Origin of the sequence: Halomonas sp. 18071143 (assembly GCF_019211725.1) — a bacterium.
GTDB lineage: Bacteria > Pseudomonadota > Gammaproteobacteria > Pseudomonadales > Halomonadaceae > Vreelandella > Vreelandella stevensii.
Window position 1 is genome coordinate 2,169,563 of the sequence record NZ_CP078120.1, and the last position, 15,440, is coordinate 2,185,002.

General features: G+C 57.1%; 19 protein-coding genes and 2 pseudogenes. 9 read left to right on the forward strand and 12 right to left on the reverse strand.

What is annotated here, in order from left to right; genetic code table 11:
* Positions 1-11 precede the first annotated feature (11 nt).
* Together KVY02_RS10125 and KVY02_RS10130 are read right to left on the reverse strand one after the other, a co-directional pair.
* Positions 12-860 carry a methylated-DNA--[protein]-cysteine S-methyltransferase gene (locus KVY02_RS10125; RefSeq protein WP_016914138.1) on the reverse strand — a complete coding sequence of 283 codons (849 nt, stop codon included), beginning with the start codon at positions 858-860 and terminating at the stop codon, positions 12-14.
* Between the two features lie 93 nt (positions 861-953).
* Entirely contained in the window at positions 954-1,412 is a 459-nt protein-coding gene (locus tag KVY02_RS10130; RefSeq protein ID WP_081138886.1) for a hypothetical protein, read from the reverse strand.
* 135 nt (positions 1,413-1,547) lie between these two features.
* Here KVY02_RS10130 and KVY02_RS10135 point away from each other — a divergent pair, with 135 nt between their 5' ends.
* Positions 1,548-2,150, forward strand: a complete 603-nt coding sequence (locus KVY02_RS10135) for a YqaA family protein (RefSeq protein ID WP_218313477.1) — start codon at positions 1,548-1,550, stop codon at positions 2,148-2,150.
* Between the two features lie 27 nt (positions 2,151-2,177).
* Here the strand turns inward: KVY02_RS10135 and KVY02_RS10140 are convergent, their stop codons facing one another.
* The gene (locus tag KVY02_RS10140) at positions 2,178-2,585 is read right to left on the reverse strand and encodes a DUF4019 domain-containing protein (protein WP_218313478.1); all 408 of its coding nucleotides are present in this window, start codon (positions 2,583-2,585) and stop codon (positions 2,178-2,180) included.
* 194 nt (positions 2,586-2,779) lie between these two features.
* Between KVY02_RS10140 and KVY02_RS10145 the strand changes: the two genes are divergently transcribed.
* Positions 2,780-3,412: an alternative oxidase gene (locus tag KVY02_RS10145; protein WP_218313479.1), complete on the forward strand. Its 633-nt coding sequence runs from the start codon at positions 2,780-2,782 to the stop codon at positions 3,410-3,412.
* A gap of 86 nt (positions 3,413-3,498) precedes the next feature.
* Here KVY02_RS10145 and KVY02_RS10150 read toward each other — a convergent pair whose 3' ends face one another.
* Entirely contained in the window at positions 3,499-3,966 is a 468-nt protein-coding gene (locus tag KVY02_RS10150) for a GNAT family N-acetyltransferase (RefSeq protein ID WP_218313480.1), read from the reverse strand.
* Between the two features lie 98 nt (positions 3,967-4,064).
* On the opposite strand from KVY02_RS10150, the gene KVY02_RS10155 reads away from it, so the two are divergent.
* Positions 4,065-4,814, forward strand: coding sequence for a class I SAM-dependent DNA methyltransferase (locus tag KVY02_RS10155; RefSeq protein ID WP_218313481.1), 750 nt, complete (start codon positions 4,065-4,067; stop codon positions 4,812-4,814).
* Between the two features lie 16 nt (positions 4,815-4,830).
* On the opposite strand, the gene KVY02_RS10160 is transcribed toward KVY02_RS10155, so the two are convergent.
* Both KVY02_RS10160 and KVY02_RS10165 read right to left on the reverse strand, forming a co-directional pair.
* Positions 4,831-5,301, reverse strand: a complete 471-nt coding sequence (locus KVY02_RS10160) for a DUF1456 family protein (protein ID WP_016914145.1) — start codon at positions 5,299-5,301, stop codon at positions 4,831-4,833.
* A gap of 8 nt (positions 5,302-5,309) precedes the next feature.
* Entirely contained in the window at positions 5,310-5,732 is a 423-nt protein-coding gene (locus KVY02_RS10165; protein ID WP_218313482.1) for a tetratricopeptide repeat protein, read from the reverse strand.
* 194 nt (positions 5,733-5,926) lie between these two features.
* Between KVY02_RS10165 and KVY02_RS10170 the strand changes: the two genes are divergently transcribed.
* Entirely contained in the window at positions 5,927-7,123 is a 1,197-nt protein-coding gene (locus tag KVY02_RS10170; RefSeq protein WP_016914147.1) for a DEAD/DEAH box helicase, read from the forward strand.
* 50 nt (positions 7,124-7,173) lie between these two features.
* Here the strand turns inward: KVY02_RS10170 and rho are convergent, their stop codons facing one another.
* From rho to KVY02_RS10185, 3 genes are all read right to left on the reverse strand, one after another.
* On the reverse strand, positions 7,174-8,154 hold the full coding sequence (gene rho, locus KVY02_RS10175; RefSeq protein WP_218313483.1) for a transcription termination factor Rho: 981 nt from the start codon (positions 8,152-8,154) through the stop codon (positions 7,174-7,176).
* Between the two features lie 68 nt (positions 8,155-8,222).
* The gene (locus tag KVY02_RS10180; RefSeq protein WP_218313484.1) at positions 8,223-8,390 is read right to left on the reverse strand and encodes a hypothetical protein; all 168 of its coding nucleotides are present in this window, start codon (positions 8,388-8,390) and stop codon (positions 8,223-8,225) included.
* Between the two features lie 144 nt (positions 8,391-8,534).
* Positions 8,535-8,747: a Txe/YoeB family addiction module toxin gene (locus tag KVY02_RS10185; protein WP_218315078.1), complete on the reverse strand. Its 213-nt coding sequence runs from the start codon at positions 8,745-8,747 to the stop codon at positions 8,535-8,537.
* Between the two features lie 94 nt (positions 8,748-8,841).
* Here KVY02_RS10185 and KVY02_RS10190 point away from each other — a divergent pair, with 94 nt between their 5' ends.
* Both KVY02_RS10190 and KVY02_RS10195 read left to right on the forward strand, forming a co-directional pair.
* Positions 8,842-9,081, forward strand: coding sequence for a type II toxin-antitoxin system ParD family antitoxin (locus KVY02_RS10190; RefSeq protein WP_016914150.1), 240 nt, complete (start codon positions 8,842-8,844; stop codon positions 9,079-9,081).
* Positions 9,081-9,374 (forward strand): type II toxin-antitoxin system RelE/ParE family toxin, encoded by a 294-nt coding sequence (locus tag KVY02_RS10195; protein ID WP_213262573.1) that lies wholly within the window; start codon positions 9,081-9,083, stop codon positions 9,372-9,374. Before KVY02_RS10190 ends, KVY02_RS10195 begins: the two co-directional genes overlap by 1 nt.
* 66 nt (positions 9,375-9,440) lie before the next feature.
* Here KVY02_RS10195 and KVY02_RS10200 read toward each other — a convergent pair whose 3' ends face one another.
* The 3 genes from KVY02_RS10200 to KVY02_RS10210 form a co-directional block, all read right to left on the reverse strand.
* Positions 9,441-9,740, reverse strand: coding sequence for a type II toxin-antitoxin system RelE/ParE family toxin (locus KVY02_RS10200; protein WP_086904840.1), 300 nt, complete (start codon positions 9,738-9,740; stop codon positions 9,441-9,443).
* Positions 9,741-10,010, reverse strand: a complete 270-nt coding sequence (locus KVY02_RS10205) for a type II toxin-antitoxin system Phd/YefM family antitoxin (protein ID WP_086904841.1) — start codon at positions 10,008-10,010, stop codon at positions 9,741-9,743. It abuts the gene before it with no gap.
* A gap of 141 nt (positions 10,011-10,151) precedes the next feature.
* Positions 10,152-11,303, reverse strand: a complete 1,152-nt coding sequence (locus KVY02_RS10210; protein ID WP_371317424.1) for a P-loop ATPase, Sll1717 family — start codon at positions 11,301-11,303, stop codon at positions 10,152-10,154.
* 85 nt (positions 11,304-11,388) lie between these two features.
* Between KVY02_RS10210 and KVY02_RS10215 the strand changes: the two are divergent.
* The 3 genes and pseudogenes from KVY02_RS10215 to KVY02_RS10225 all read left to right on the forward strand — a co-directional run bounded on the left by KVY02_RS10215 (position 11,389) and on the right by KVY02_RS10225 (position 15,393).
* Positions 11,389-12,740: pseudogene (locus tag KVY02_RS10215) on the forward strand (IS1380 family transposase).
* Positions 12,741-12,971: 231 nt separating this feature from the next.
* A pseudogene (locus tag KVY02_RS10220) lies at positions 12,972-13,892 on the forward strand (IS256 family transposase); the annotation flags it as partial.
* A gap of 175 nt (positions 13,893-14,067) precedes the next feature.
* A complete protein-coding gene (locus tag KVY02_RS10225) occupies positions 14,068-15,393 on the forward strand; it encodes an acetyl-CoA hydrolase/transferase family protein (RefSeq protein ID WP_050980289.1) in 1,326 nt (441 codons plus the stop codon).
* The last annotated feature ends 47 nt before the right edge of the window (positions 15,394-15,440 follow it).

Consider the following 15,440-nt stretch of genomic DNA (forward strand, 5'->3'; position numbering starts at 1 on the left):
GGTCACTCGCTTCAAGCGCTGTCCGAGGATTCCAGATGCTGGGCCGCTTCCCAGGCCTGGACCTGGCGTTTCACCTCCAGCCCCCAGCGGTAGCCACCCAGGGCGCCGCTTTGCTGAATCACCCGGTGGCAGGGAATCCACAGCGCCACGGGGTTGGCGCCCACCGCGTTACCCACCGCCCGAGACGATTTCGGAGCCCCCAGCCACTGGGCGATGTGGGAGTAGCTGGCAAGCTGCCCGTCCGGGATCATCAGCAGCGCCCGCCACACGTTGAGCTGAAAGTTGGTACCCCGCACATGCAGCGAAAGCGCCCCAGGCGCTGCGCGGCGCGGCGGTTCGAACAGCGCCTCGACGGCGTAACGCGTGGCGTCCGGCTGGTGGCGCAAGGTACAGCGCGGCCACTCGGCGGCCAGCTGCGCCAGAATCTCCGCTTCGGGTGTCGCTGCCAAAAAGCCCATGCGGCAAATGCCTCTCGGGGTGGTGGCGACCAGCACCTGGCCAAACGGCGTGGGGTGAACCCCATAAGCAATCTCCACGCCCTCCCCCTGGCGCTTGAACTCCCCCGGTGTGACCGCCTCCAGCGTCACGAAATGATCATAAAGCCGCGAGCCGCCGCTCAGCCCCAGCGCTTCGGCGGTGTCGGCAAGGCTCTGGGAAGAAGCAATCAACTGCTTGCCCCGCGCCAACGTCAACGCTTGTAAAAAGCGCTTCGGACTCACCCCTACATAGCGGCTGAACAGCCGCTGAAAATGGAACGCACTCAAGTGTACCTGCTCGGCCACCGCCTCCAGGCTCGGCTGCTGGGCGGCGTGGGCCACCATGAAGGCCATGGCTTTTTCGATACGGGCGTAGTCGTTCATCGCGTCCATCTCACGGGCAAAGGGGCAAAAAGAGGCTGATGCTCGCTAAAGCTTACCCAGTGAAAGGCCCGACACCTACCCGAATCTTGCGCACTACACATGCCGGTAAATCACCCGCAAGGGTTGCCCCAGGTGGCGTTGCAGCGACTCGGTCTGTTGGGGGCTCATGGCCCCTGTTCTGGGGTTGATGGCCGTGAGCGAAAACCGAGCGAACCCTTGGGGGAAGGAGTAGTCGAGCTGGTGCACGCTGGCGACACTGCCACAGCACGGCAGCGCCTGGGGAAGGAGCGCAAAGCCACGCTGTGCGTCGTAATCCTGATCCATCACGAGATGCCACTCAGGAAGGGTCAGCTCTTGCGCGCACAGGTGACAGCGCACGTACTCGAAGTTGCTGCCACAGTCATGAAACATCACATGCTCTGATACCTGCTCGTCTATACTCTCTGCCTCGGGCATCCACTGCCACAACGCAGCCTTGGCCTGGGCTACCTGCTGCGCAGTGGGCAGATAGTGAGGCTCTGCCGGAATGATGACGATATGATGATCACTCATGTGAGTCACTCCGTGTGAGTCGCTCCAAGTGCGTCGGTCAATGAGTACGCAACAGTCTACTCTACACGACAACCCCGCACATTCATCATGTGCGCCGCCGCCAGTCGGCCATGCCATTTACGTCAGGAGGACACGATGGCGCTGATCTCTACCCGTACCCAGCACTGGCTGGAGCGTTTGAACGGCTCCAAACACATGCTCTGGCTGATCGCCACCCTCTCGTTTCTGGAAACCATCATCCTGCCCGTGCCCATCGAGCTGGTACTGATCCCGTTGATGGCGGTGAACAAACAGCGGATCTGGGCGATTGCCACGGCCACCACGCTGGGCTGCCTGGTGGCGTCGCTGGTGGGCTATAGCGTGGGCATGGTGCTCTATCAATCGCTGGGGACCTGGTTTATCGAGTTCATGGGCATGGAGGAGAGCTATCAGGCGTTTCAGGGCTTCTTCAACCGCTACGGGTTTGCCGCGATTCTGGCCATCGGCATTCTTCCCATCCCCTTCCAGGTGGCCATGATTACCGCCGGGCTTTCCGGTTACCCTATCCTGCTATTCGTGCTGGCAGCGCTGCTCTCACGCGGGCTACGCTACTACGGGCTGGCCTGGCTGGTGAAACGCTATGGCAAACGGGTTGAAACCCTGTGGAAACGCCATGCGCTGATGACCAGCCTCGCGCTGGGCAGCGCGGTGCTGGTCATCGTGTTGATAATGCAGGCATTGGCGGGAATGATCGTGTGATGCGCTAGCGGCTGATTGGCCCAGCCCTCACTCGATATAGTAACCGCTGACCCGCCAGGTACCCTCTTCCAGATGCGGGGTCACCACTTCCACCACCCGCGGGCGGTTGGCAAACTGGGTCTGGAAAGTGACGACCTTGAAGTCACCCCGCTGAGCGCCGGGCATGGAGGTGTACTGCGAAACGCGCACTCGGCGGCGCGATTGCACCGAGCCAAAGTCCTTACGCGACAGTGCAACGGTGCGTTCAAGCATGGCAGCAGAAAGCGGTGTACGCAGCAGTGGCGAAGCGGCTTCCCATGCCTGTTCATACTCGCTGTTATCGATCTTCACCAACCACGCCAGCGCCGCCTCCTCTGCTGCCTGCACTGATGCCTGAGCCGTTGCGGTAAGCATCAACAAAGTAGCGGACAACAACAGAGCACGTAATTTGGGCATGGCAGACTCATTAGTGGCTAAGAAAAGACGTACCTCTTTATTATCGGAAAGTCGCAAGGATTCTTTAGCATTTCAGCGCCCATCGCTGCCAGCGACGTCAATCTTTCACCGCAGTGGCAAAAAGATGCTCAAGCGACGAACCCAAAAGCCATACAGAAGTCATACATTAAAATTTTACCTGCAAGGAGTAGACCATGAACAGTCATGATGAGCACACGAGGCCTGGCGAACAATACACACATCACCAACCTCAGGGGCTGTCAGACCGCATTGCCTACCGAGTCGTGAAATTCATGCGTTTTTTTGCCGACAAGTTTTTTGCCGGCCGTTACGGCCACCGTGCCGTCATTCTGGAAACAGTGGCCGCCGTGCCCGGCATGGTGGGAGGGGCGATACAGCACTTGCATGCCATTCGGCGCATCAAGGATGATGATGGCTGGATTCGTACCCTATTGGATGAAGCGGAAAACGAACGCATGCACCTGATGACCTTTATCGAGGTCGCCAAGCCCAACCGTTTCGAGCGCTTCCTCATTCTCGTAGCCCAAGGCATGTTCTTTAATCTGTTTTTCCTGCTGTATTTATGCTCCAGCAAGACCGCCCACCGCGTGGTCGGCTACCTGGAAGAGGAAGCCGTCTATAGCTACACCGAATACCTGGAAGGTATCGACCGAGGCGAGTACGAAAACATCCCGGCGCCCCAAATCGCCATCGATTACTGGAAGCTACCCCAGGATGCGCGGTTGCGCGACGTGGTGATCGCCGTGCGTGCCGACGAGGCGAGCCATCGGGACGTCAACCATGACTTCGCCGACCAGCTTTCTTGATGGGCTACCGTAAGCGGCTAACGTGAAAAGCTGTCTCCACAACCCATCACCGGGCCTCTGCACCAGGCCCGGTGATATTAGCCTTTTCAGCTCTCGCCCAGGCATAGCCGCATGAAACAGCTATTGGGGTCAAGCCGGTAGCTGCCGAACGGCCCGCAATACTCGAACCCGAACCGGGCATATAGACGGCGAGCGGGCTCGAAGAAGGCCATCGAGCCCGTTTCCAAATAGACGGTGTGATAGCCCCGAGCCCGGGCCTCTTCCAGCACGTGCGTCAACAGCCGGGCACCCACGCCCTGCTGGCGGGCAGCGGGCGTGGTACGCATGGACTTCAGCTCCGCCTGGCCCTCCCCCAGCGCCTTGATTGCCGCGCAGCCCAACAGCTGGCCGTTCTGGCGGGCGCTGTAAAAGGTGATGTTGGCTGCCTTGAGCGCGGTCACGTCCAGCGCATGCACGCTTTCCGGCGGCGAAGTGGCGTGCATGTCAGACAAGTGCTCTTCCAATAGCGCCACCACATCCTGCGCTTCCAGCGTTTCAATTCCGATATGTATCATCGCCCTCTCCGTTGGCTAGCCAAACCCGGCTTCTCAAATACGAAGCGCTCGTATACCATGCGCCACCTCTTTCCTTTAGCGTTCACCGTTAGGCCACCATGTCCGTCAACGCGCTCTACACCGACCTTTCCGGCTATTACGATCTGATGTGCGTCGACATCGACTACCGCGCGCAAAGTAACGCCATTCATCGCCTGCATCAGCTGTTTGGCAACGCGGGCAGCCAGCACTTGGACCTGGCCTGCGGCACCGGCCCCCACGTACGCCATTTTCTGGATGTGGGCTACACCAGCAGCGGGCTGGACATTCACCAGTCGATGCTGGACCTGGCAGCCACCCGCTGCCCGGAAGCTCACTTTTCGCTGCAAGACATGGGCCAGTTCCAGGTGGATGAGCCGGTGGATTTGATCACCTGCTTCTTATACTCCATCCACTACAACGCCAACCTGGAAAAGCTGAGCGCCTGCATCGCCAGCGCCCACCGCGCCCTGCGCACCGGCGGCGTACTGTGCTTCAACAGCGTGGACAAGGAGCGCATCGACAACGCGCTGTTCGTCAAGCACACCGCCCAACAGGGCGAGGATCGCTTCACGTTTCGTTCGGGTTGGCACTATGCGGGGCACGGGGAACGGCAAACGCTGCGGCTCAGTATCGAAAAGAGCACGCCTGCGGTCACCCAGGTATGGAATGACGAGCACCCCATGGTGGCGGTCAGCTTTGGCGAACTCATCGCCCTGCTGACGCCCTACTTCGAGGTGCACGTGTTCGAACACGACTACCAGACCATCACCCCGTGGGACAACGCGTCTGGCAATGCCATCTTCGTGTGCGTGAAGCGCGACGGCTAAGGTATCACCTTAGCCGTCAGCTCTCCTGGCTGGGGCGCTGCTGTTGCTGCACGCCCATCAGAAAGTTGCGCAGCATCTGGTCCTTGCACTCGCGGTAATTCTTGTGGCTTGGCTTGCGGAAGAACGCGCTCAGCTCGTGGGGGCTGAGCGGTAGCCCCACCTGCTCGAACACCGCCAGCACGTCTTCGGCCTTCATGTTCAGCGCAATACGCAGCTTCTGGAACACCATGTTGTTGTTCAGCTGGGTTTCCGGCGCAGGCACCGGGCCTTCGCGCTTGCCGCGCTTGAAGCTGATGAAGCCATTCAAAAACGCCGCCAGCTCACGATTCTTCATGGGCACCAGCGCTTCATCCTCATCCTTCTTCAGCCAGGCCGTTACCTGGGCAGGCGTCACGTCCACCTCTGCCAGGGCGAAGATATTGACGATGGTGGCCTCCTTCAAATCGAAGGCATAGCGAATACGGCGAAAAATATCGTTATTGGTCAAGGGGACTCCTAACCGTTGGTAAGCGTGGCCAGCAGCTCGTCGATCTCTGCTTTCAGCTCGTTGTCTTCAATCGTTTGGGCGCTGGCCTGGGCGCGTTGCAAGCTTTCGATGGCGGCCTGGGGCTCGCCCAGTTCCACCTGCAGGGTGGCCATGGAAAAGCCAATCGAGGCCAGATGGTCGTTCGACTGCTTGGCCACCGCCTTGTCCAGCGCCTTTTGGTAGATCGGCAGCGCGTCTTCCAGCTCTTCGGTGAAGTCGGCCAGGGTTTCCCACTGCTCGGGGTGGTCTTTCTCGGTGTTCTCATGCTCGGTGCAGATCGCCTGCAGCTCGGCGTAAAGCACTTCAAAGGTGGCGCGGTCATCCTTGGACGCGGCCTTCATCAGCTTTTCGGCCAGCTCGTACACCGCCTTGTAAATTTTGGTGTTGATCATCAAACCACGACCTTATCGACGTAAAACAGCAGGCTAAAGCACACAGGCTTCGCCGGGAAGGGGGCATTATACCTTGTGTGAGGCGGGGTACGGTGACGCGGCGGGCAATATTCGAGCAACGGCGGGCCGATTTTACGCTATGCTGCACCACTTTTTACGTTCGACCCACCTACGACTCGCTGTCAGGGCCCCTTATGCCTTTTTCTACACTCGGTTTATCCACTCCCCTCGTTCAGGCGATCACCGAACTCGGTTACCAGACGCCCACGCCCATCCAGGAACAGGCCATTCCCGCCATTCTCTCGGGGAAAGACCTCATCGCCACCGCCCAAACCGGCACCGGCAAAACCGCCGCTTTCGTGCTGCCGCTGCTGGAGCGCTTCAGCAAGGCAGAAGCGCTGCGGGCCAAGCGCATCCGCGCGCTGATTCTGGTGCCCACTCGCGAGCTGGCGGTACAGGTCAACGCCAGCGTGGCGCAATACGCCAAGCATACCCAGCTCACCTCGATGGCCGCGTATGGCGGTGTGGATACCGCGCCCCAAAAGGAGCGTTTGATCGAAGGCGTGGACATTCTGGTGGCCACACCGGGCAGGCTGCTGGACCTGGCCCATCAGCGCGCCCTGCACTTCGACGAGCTTCAGGTCATGGTGCTGGACGAAGCGGACAGAATGGTCGACATGGGCTTTGTGGATGATATTCACAAGATCATCGTGCGCCTGCCGGAACAGCGCCAGAACCTGCTGTTCACGGCCACCATGACCCAGGACGTTCGCGCCCTCGCCCGCAGCTTTTCAGACAGCAAGATGACCGACCTGGCCGCCAACATCGCGATCACCCCCAACGTTCGCGCCGCCGACACCATCGAACAGTGGCTGATCACGGTCGATAAGGACACCAAATCCGCCCTGCTCAGCCACCTGATCAACGAACAGGCCTGGGACCAGGCGCTGATCTTCGTCGAGAAAAAGCACAGCGCGGCCAAGCTGGTGGCCCAGCTGGAGAAACGCGGCATCGTCGCGGACTCCATCCATGGCGGCAGAAGCCAGGCCATGCGCGAAAAGATTCTGGCCCAGTTCAAAACCGGTGAGCTCAAGTACCTGGTGGCCACCGGCGTCGCGGCGCGGGGGCTGGATATCGGCGAGCTGAGCCGAGTGGTAAACTACGACTTACCCTTCCAGCCGGAAGAGTACATCCACCGCATTGGCCGCACCGGCCGCGCCGGGGCCTCCGGGGAAGCCATCTCGCTGGTGGATATCAGCGACTTCAAGAACCTGTGTGCCATCGAACGGCGCATGAACCAGCTCATCGAGCGCAGGGAAGTGGCGGAATTTCCGGTCAAGAAGGCCGTCCCGGCCTCCAATTTGAAGCATGTGAAGAAAGGCAGCCGCTAGGCGCTGTAGGCAACATCGACGAGCGATGGCCCGCAGGCAGGTGGCAGGCCTTACCCCTGAGCGGGTGAAAACGCCGCCAGCAGCTCGGCGTTGGTGGGGTACTTCTCCATCAACGCCAGCAGCTTCTGCGCGCCGTCGGTTGGCTTGAGCGGCGTCAAGGCTCTGCGCAGGCTGCGTACCTTTTCGATCTCGTGGGCCTCGATCAACAACTCTTCTCGGCGGGTACTGCTTTTGGCAATATCGAGCGCCGGGAAGATGCGCTGGCTGGCCACCTCCCGCGACAGCACCAGCTCCATGTTGCCGGTGCCCTTGAACTCCTCGAAGATCACCTGATCCATGCGGCTTCCCGTCTCCACCAGCACGGTGGCCAGAATGGTCAGCGAGCCGCCGTTTTCGATATTCCGTGCCGCCCCGAACAGTTTGCGGGGGATTTCCAGCGCCCGGGTATCCAACCCGCCCGACATGGTACGGCCACTGCCCCGCTGCCCCGCATTGTGCACCCGGGAAAGCCGTGTCAATGAATCGATCACGATCATCACATCGTGCCCCTCGCCAGCTTGCCTGCGCGCCGTTTGCAGCAGGTTATCGGCCACGCGCGCATGGTGGGCGTAGCTTTCGTCAGACGACGAAGCGTGCACCTCGGCGGTCACGGTCACGCTGCGCTTGAAATCGGTCACTTCCTCCGGGCGCTCATCGATCAGCAGGGCATACAGCTTGATCTCGGGATACGCCGCCGCCACGGCCTGGCAGATATGCTTCAACAGGGTGGTTTTCCCCGCCCCCGGCGGCGCCACGATCAGCCCGCGCTGCCCCATGCCAATGGGCGTGATCAGATCCATCGCCCGCACGCTGTGCTCATGAACGCCGTGGGCGAGATAAAGGCGCGGGGAAGGATGAATGGCCGTGCCGTTGAGAAAGCGCTTTTCGGGGTCGGTGTGTGATTGCTCTTCGAGTGAGGAGTCGGCCACTGTGTCGGCGGGCTTGGCCTCTGGGGGCCGTTTCGTTTTGAGGCTTAGGGTTTTGCGGGTCATGGTTGGAGCCGTCTTGTCAAAGTGAGGATTCGTGGTTGGCCGTGTTCGTGGTGACTCGACGGCGGATGTTAAACGTAGGCATGGTATTCAACGACCTCCCTGACGGCACACAGTGCTTTTTCAAGCTGCTGAATATCTACCGATGCTAGCGCAAGACGGATGGCATGGGGCACCTGGGCTGCCGTTGAAAAGGGAGCTGCGGTCGATACACTGATGCCTTGTTGTAAAAGCGCCACCGTTCCCTCTTGCACCCATTGGCATGCCATCACCGTCACCACTGCTGGCGTATTTCAGGTCGTCGCACGAACCGTGCGCTCTATCTCGGCGACGTCGGGCCGTGAATAAAGGCTAATACATCCGCAACAGCCGTTGGTGATGCATTATTCGTAGTGGCTCCAGAGCCTGAGAACTTTCACCACTCGCTCTTCATCGAGCACTTGATAGACCAGGCGATGCTGAAGATTGATGCGGCGTGAATAGGCCCCCGCAAGATCACCCACGAGTTTCTCAAACGGAGGCGGCTTGCGGTATGGGTCTTCGGCTACCAGCGCTAGCCGTTCCTGCGCTTTTGGGTTGAGGCCGCTGGAGGCCAGCTTCGCAGCGGCGCGACTTTATCGCGTCGGCCTGCCTTGCCTTGTTATGGGTGCTTTGCCATGATATACCAATATTTGGTACAGGAGTTTCCCCATGGCTAGAAATACCAGCATTACACTCGGCCCCCACTTTGACGAGTTTATAGCCACTCAGGTTGAAAAGGGCCGCTATGGCTCGGTGAGCGAGGTGGTACGTGCCGGACTGCGTCTGCTTGAAGAAACAGAAAGTAAGCTTGAACGGCTCCAACGCCTCCTGGATGAAGGCGAACAGAGTGGAATCGCAGAGTATTCCCTTGAAAGCGTTATTACAGAACTGGACAACGAAGCTCACTGATGCGTCCATACCTGCTCACTGCCTCTGCCCGAAAAGACGTTGTCGAGATAGGCCGCTTCACCACCGAAAAGTGGGGAAAGCGCCAACGCGATACATACCTCAGGCAGCTTGACGATGCTTTCAAGCGGCTCGCTCGCCAACCTGATATTGGCCGCGATGCGGGTGACATAAAGCCAGGGTACAAAAAGTTCAGTCAGGGCAGTCATGTTATCTTTTACAGAGCCGGTACGGAATCCAGGATCGTTGTCATCCGAATTCTCCACAACAGTATGGATGTGGAGCAGCATCTTTAACGCCCGCCATCACCGGTGACAAAGCCGTAGCGAAGCGAAGGGTTTGGCATCCGGTGCATGGCTTGGTTATGTTTCGTTTGCAGGTAATTCAAGCTGCCTCTCACTTCGCCAGACTCGTATGAGCACAACCTCTTTAGCTTGCCTGAGATAGACAACTCGAAATGGCGCGTGAATCAATTCGCGAATATGATCCAGGTTGAATTCAGGAACAATACGGCCAGCATCAGGGTGGAGCTGAAGCATTTCGCTATGCTCCAAGATCGCAGCCACGAAATCATCACCGATATGTGGAACATCCTGCTCTTTGTAATACTCTTGAATAGCCTGTAAGTCCTCAAGAGCGGACTGTGCGATGCGTAATTCCATTTACTTGATGCCCAACGTTTTCTTGGCGTCCTCCAACGATACGGTGTTGCCCTCGCGAACATCCATAAGCCCCTGCGCCACCGCTTTTACAAACCGCAATTCCTCTGCACTTTTCTCATAATCCTCGAGCCCCTGCACAACCGCTACGCCGCGGCCACGGCTGGTAAGCAGGATTGGGCGATGCGTGTCCTGTGCTCGACCAACCACCTTTCCGGGATTGATCTTCAGGTCTGATAGAGGAATGACATCCTCGGAAAATTTCACTTGCATAGTGGTTACCTAGCCAACAATTTAGTGCTATTAATAGCACCATTTAACAGGTGCGGTCAAGAAACATAACGCGAAGCTTTGCGGCAATTTTGGAATCGCAAAGCGGTGAAAAAATTGTCCGGCAACAGCGTATTGTTATGACTAAATTAGGTTGAGGGATTTCCATAACCCTGAATGAACTACTAGTTCGTGCTTAAGGTTCAGATTTGCATTTATTTTACGATGTTTCCAAGAGTATCTTGGAGTCCCTTTATTGGTGTCCCACCGATTTCCGAGCCATGAGGAATTAAAAAGGTCTCGTGCGATTTGCTCAGCCGTTATCCCCTTCGAAAGCAACCCATGCTCCTCAAGCTTTTCTTTTAAATCATCTATTTTAAAGTTACGACCCAATTCTGAAATAATATCAGGTAGCTCTACTCGAATGTTTTCATCTATCACGCCAACCAGAGCATCTCCAAGTTCCTGCAAAAACCAATCTGAATAATTATTTAAGGCAGACAGGACGTCTACTCTGTTAAATGGCGGTTGCTTCCCAAGTTTTTGAACCTCCCTGAAAAAACTTATTAAGTCCCTTGGAAGGTATCTTGTATTTACGATCACGAATTCAAATGAGCCCGTACCGTTAATCTCCCTTGGAAACCAGTTATACCAAAGCTCCCTCATAGAAGCCTGGTATCCAGCGAGTGCAGCCCTGCTCCGAATCACCTCTAAAAGGCTGCTATCGAATGGCGATCTAACATTGTCAAACCACTTTAGTTGAACACCGTTATCATTAATTCTTTTGGTAAGGTTTGGATCGGGAACTACCTTTAAAACTTCATTTCGTATCAGAATTATTGCCTTCGCAGATAACCCTAAAGATGCAAAAAATATATTTAGCTGCCTCACGGCATTTATCAGATCGGCAATATATTTTGTATTATCTCTACCCTCCCTCAGAATATAATCTAAACCATCGATTACTAGATAGTAGCTTGATTCTGATGGAGTGGCCTTTTCAAATATGCTCTTAATTGAAGAAAGTAGTGCAGCTGGATCTTTTACCTTATAGTTTTCTTCTTCAACTTTTTCACCTGTAACTTCAGATATTGCAGATTTAACCTTCCCAAAAATGCCTCGGCGACTTGTATACTGGATTATGCTGATCAAGCTATCAGACTCAGATAGGCCATATTTCTTCAAGGATTCACTTAGCTTTATAATCCCAGGATTTTTATCTTTAAAGTGTTCATCTTTTAAAAAAAGGGGAATAATCCTGAGAAAAAGGATTAACTGCCAAGCAGTAACCTGAATCCGTGAGACCGGCCCCCGGAAGCACTTCTAACCCACTGACCTGCATGGCAATATAGCCATTATCGCCATTCACCCAGACAGTGCCATGCCCAACATAAAGTTCCGCGCCAGTCGCCGCACCCTCACCAGCCACGCCGGGCTGTCCATCATCGGGCAATGCTTCGAGATCGCTGGCGTCGACAGCATCGACAGCCGCTTCCCCACCACGCTGGGCATGCGCACCAGTGACGTGATCAAGAGCTACCTGGGCCTGCTGTGTCTGGGCATGAGCGACTATGACGCTGTCGAGAACTTCCGCCGCGACAAGCCCTTCCAACAACTGCTGACCCTGCAGAAGGTGCCGAGCGCGGCGACGCTGCGACAGCGGCTGGAGAAACTTGCCGCCAACGACCTGCAGGCGCGCACCGCCACCTGGTCCACGACCCTGCTGTCACTGATCGAAGCACCGATCACCGCCGAGACGACGCACGTCTGCACGGACATCGACACCTTCGTCATGGACAACAGCAACTCGAAGAAGGAAGGCGTCTCGCGGACCTACCAGAAGGTCGATGGCTACACCCCGATCGCCGCCTACCGGGCAACGAAGGGTGGTGCCGGGTCTGGAACTGCGGCACGGCAAGCAGCACACCATGAAGGAGAGCAACGCCTTCCGAGCGGGTACTGCCTCGCGCCCAATGCCTGACCAGCAACCGATCCTGTTACGCGAGGACAGCGGCTTCGACAGCCGTGCGCACCGGCGCTTCTCGAACAGCAACGCCGGTCTTTGCCGACGAGGGGCGCCGGCTCGACTATGTCGTCAAATGGAACCCGCGCGGCTCGGCCACGGCTGATCGAGATACCTGGCTGGCGGTGGCGGCGGACTACTGGGAAGAGCTGCGTCCTGGCAAGCGCCAGGCGCTGTGGCCGCAGACCGTCTCGATCCACGACGACAACAAGACCGAATACGTCGTCCAACGCGTGATGCGCCTGGTAGAGCGCACCGCCGATCGCGATACCAGTTGCTGCTCGAACCGGACTATGAGTTGGAAGGCTGGTGGACCAGCCGACGAGGCGCCGGAGGCGGTGATCAAGCGCTACCAGGCGCATGCCACCCATGAGCAGTTTCACAGCGAGATCAAGACCGATCTCGACCTGGAGCGCTTGCCGTCCGGCAAGTTCGCCACCAACGATCTGATCCTGCATCTCGCCCAGTTGGCCTACAACATCCTGCGCCTGATGGGACAGCTGGGCATGACCGGCGAGCTGAGCCCGGTGCGCCACCCGGCCAAGCGGCGCCGGCTGCGCACCGTGCTACAAGAGCTGGTGCACCGTGCGGCTCTCGTGATTCACAAGGCACGGCAGATCATCCTCGACTTCGGGCAGGATATCGGGCGCATGACGGTGCTCAAGACGCTGCGGAGCCGACTGCGTTATCCACGAGGAACGCCATGCTGACCGTCAATCGGCGACACTCTATCCACAAGCAGTTCCAAGCGACACGCGATCGCCAGATATGTCGTGCCTGGCGGGTGGAAAGGCATGACAAAACGGGCCGTCAGCACCGATCAGCACGGTGGGTTTTGGCAATAACGGGCTTGCGAAAGCCAACTTGCACGGGGCGAATGATCAAAAAGTGCTCGCTGGCGGTGATAGGGAAAGTGTCGGCGCCGGCTTCACGGATTCAGGCTGATTCCCTGGCTCTACCTGCGTGGCGTTTCCTCCGGTGACTTCCAGGAGGCCCTGAGCGCGCTGGTCGGCGAGCAGGCCAATGGCCTGTCGGCGAACACGGTCTCCCGGCTCAAGTCGAAGTGGCTTGATGAGCACAAGGGCTGGCAGCGACGGGACCTGAGTCAGAAACGCTATGTGTACTGGTGGGCTGACGGCGTGTACAGCAACGTCCGTCTGGATGACCGGCTCTGCCTGCTGGTGATCATCGGCGTGACCGAGCATGGTCACAAGGAGCTGGTGGCTGTGGAGGACGGCCACCGGGAGTCCGAAGCCAGCTGGCGAGAGCTACTCACGGATTTGCGGGAACGTGGCTTGGAGCCCTCGCCCAAGCTGGCTGTTGGCGACGGCGCACTGGGCTTCTGGAAGGCTCTGAGCAAGGTGTTTCCGGACACCCGGCATCAGCGGTGCTGGGTGCATAAGACCGCCAACGTGTTGGACAAGCTGCCCAAGTCGGTACAACCGAAGGTGAAGTCAGCCTTGCATGAAATCTACCTGGCGGAGACCCGAGACAGCGCCCACAAGGCGTTCGACAGCACCTTGAGACGATTCCGAGACAAGTACCCGAAGGCCATGGAAAACCTGGAGAAGGACCGGGATGAGCTGCTGGCCTTCTACGATTTTCCGGCGACTCACTGGATTCACTTGCGGACCACCAATCCGATTGAATCCACGTTTGCCACGGTGAGGCTAAGAACCAAGCGGAGCCGCTCCTGTGGCAACCGGGACACCACGTTATCGATGGTGTTCAAACTGCTCCAATCCGCCCAGAAACGCTGGAAGCGGATCAAGGGGTTCGACCAACTGAAGCTGGTCGTGGATAACGTACAGTTTCAGGATGGAATACAGGTGGAAGATCAATCTGACAGGAACGCTGCCTGATGGTCATACACCAGATTTGACAATAACTCCAGAGTGCGTCATGCTGAACAAAGGGACGCACGTTATCGAAGCGCTTGGTGTGCTCGACAGCATTCTCAAGCGCATGGAACAGCATCAAACCAAAAAAAGGGCACTACTCAGGGCACTGAGATTGGCCCAGAACGGACGGTAACAAGTGGATACCGATGAAGGATTGCTAGCCAGCTATCTAAAACGGAAGTTGTCTGCCCATGAAGCGGTCGAGACCATTTCAGGCTGCAGAAACCTGATTCTCGGAATGAGCGCCGCGCAACCGCCGGCATTGATGGCAGCCACTGCAGATGCCCTCAGAGATCGATTGATTGGTCCGTTAAACGTCTATTATCTGCATGGTACGGAACATCTTCAGCAAACTCTTTTAGCTCCAGATCTCATTGATCTCGTAACACCTCGTCCACTCTTTCTAAGCCATTCAGACAGGGCTGCCATTGCACAATCCAACTCTACAAATTGGATTGAATTCGTACCCGCAATGCTCCACCAGGCCGGCCGCCTGCTGACAGAGCACATAGATCCGGAATGTTTTTTTGTGACCGTATCGCCGATGGATCGCCATGGATATTTCAGCCTCGGCACCAACGCTGATTACGGAGCGTCGGTGATCCGAAAAGCAAGGAAAGTCATTGTCGAGGTCAACCGGTATATGCCTCGAACCTTTGGTGAATGTTCCGTCCATATTTCAGAAATAGACCACATCGTTGAGCACGATCAACCGCTGGTAGAGGCAATCCCCAAGGCGCCCACAGAGGTCGATAGAAAGATTGCGCAACAGATCATCGAACGGATTGAAGATGGGGACACCTTACAGATCGGAGTGGGCGGAGTACCAAATGCCGTGCTCTCGGGGTTGAAGCAGCACAAAGATCTGGGGCTACACAGCGAACTGTTCTCCCCGGCAATGGTTCCCCTGATTCAGGCCGGGATCTTGAATGGTCGACGCAAGACATGGATGCAACACAAGCACATTTTCACCTTCGCTCTCGGAGACCGTGCGCTCTACGAGTTCCTTGACGATAACCCTGCTATCGTTGGATACCCCGCTTCCTGGGTAAACAATCCCGACATCATTCGGCTAAACGACAACATGGTGTCTGTAAATTCAGCACTCGAAATAGATCTGACTGGCCAGATCAATTCTGAACAAATTGGCGATCGCCCCTTTTCAGGCACCGGTGGCCAACTCGATTTTGTTCGTGGTGCTTACGCCGCAAGAAACGGGCGCTCCTTCATTGCATTAAGGTCAACCGCTCAATCGGGCTCTGTAAGCCGTATCGTCCCGCGTCTACTCGGCGGTGCCGTCACAGACCCCCGGAATGATGTGCAATTCGTAGTGACTGAGTATGGCTGCGTAAACCTTAAAGGCCTCTCTATCCCTCAAAGAGCCAGAGCCCTCATCCAAATTGCATCTCCTGAATTTCAAGATCATCTTGAGCGAGAGGCAACGTCACTTGGATGGATATAGGCACTATAGATCGGATCACTGAAATCAGAGCGCTGGATAATGCCAAC

Bases quoted from the DNA above. Each gene is read 5' to 3' on its own strand.
- KVY02_RS10125 (WP_016914138.1), bottom strand. From the start codon at position 860: ATGAACGACTACGCCCGTATCGAAAAAGCCATGGCCTTCATGGTGGCC.
- rho (WP_218313483.1), bottom strand. From the start codon at position 8,154: ATGACCCGCAAAACCCTAAGCCTCAAAACGAAACGGCCCCCAGAGGCC.
- KVY02_RS10150 (WP_218313480.1), bottom strand. From the start codon at position 3,966: ATGATACATATCGGAATTGAAACGCTGGAAGCGCAGGATGTGGTGGCG.
- KVY02_RS10205 (WP_086904841.1), bottom strand. From the start codon at position 10,010: ATGCAAGTGAAATTTTCCGAGGATGTCATTCCTCTATCAGACCTGAAG.
- KVY02_RS10190 (WP_016914150.1), top strand. From the start codon at position 8,842: ATGGCTAGAAATACCAGCATTACACTCGGCCCCCACTTTGACGAGTTT.
- KVY02_RS10155 (WP_218313481.1), top strand. From the start codon at position 4,065: ATGTCCGTCAACGCGCTCTACACCGACCTTTCCGGCTATTACGATCTG.
- KVY02_RS10130 (WP_081138886.1), bottom strand. From the start codon at position 1,412: ATGAGTGATCATCATATCGTCATCATTCCGGCAGAGCCTCACTATCTG.
- KVY02_RS10195 (WP_213262573.1), top strand. From the start codon at position 9,081: ATGCGTCCATACCTGCTCACTGCCTCTGCCCGAAAAGACGTTGTCGAG.
- KVY02_RS10135 (WP_218313477.1), top strand. From the start codon at position 1,548: ATGGCGCTGATCTCTACCCGTACCCAGCACTGGCTGGAGCGTTTGAAC.
- KVY02_RS10200 (WP_086904840.1), bottom strand. From the start codon at position 9,740: ATGGAATTACGCATCGCACAGTCCGCTCTTGAGGACTTACAGGCTATT.
- KVY02_RS10140 (WP_218313478.1), bottom strand. From the start codon at position 2,585: ATGCCCAAATTACGTGCTCTGTTGTTGTCCGCTACTTTGTTGATGCTT.
- KVY02_RS10170 (WP_016914147.1), top strand. From the start codon at position 5,927: ATGCCTTTTTCTACACTCGGTTTATCCACTCCCCTCGTTCAGGCGATC.
- KVY02_RS10165 (WP_218313482.1), bottom strand. From the start codon at position 5,732: ATGATCAACACCAAAATTTACAAGGCGGTGTACGAGCTGGCCGAAAAG.
- KVY02_RS10145 (WP_218313479.1), top strand. From the start codon at position 2,780: ATGAACAGTCATGATGAGCACACGAGGCCTGGCGAACAATACACACAT.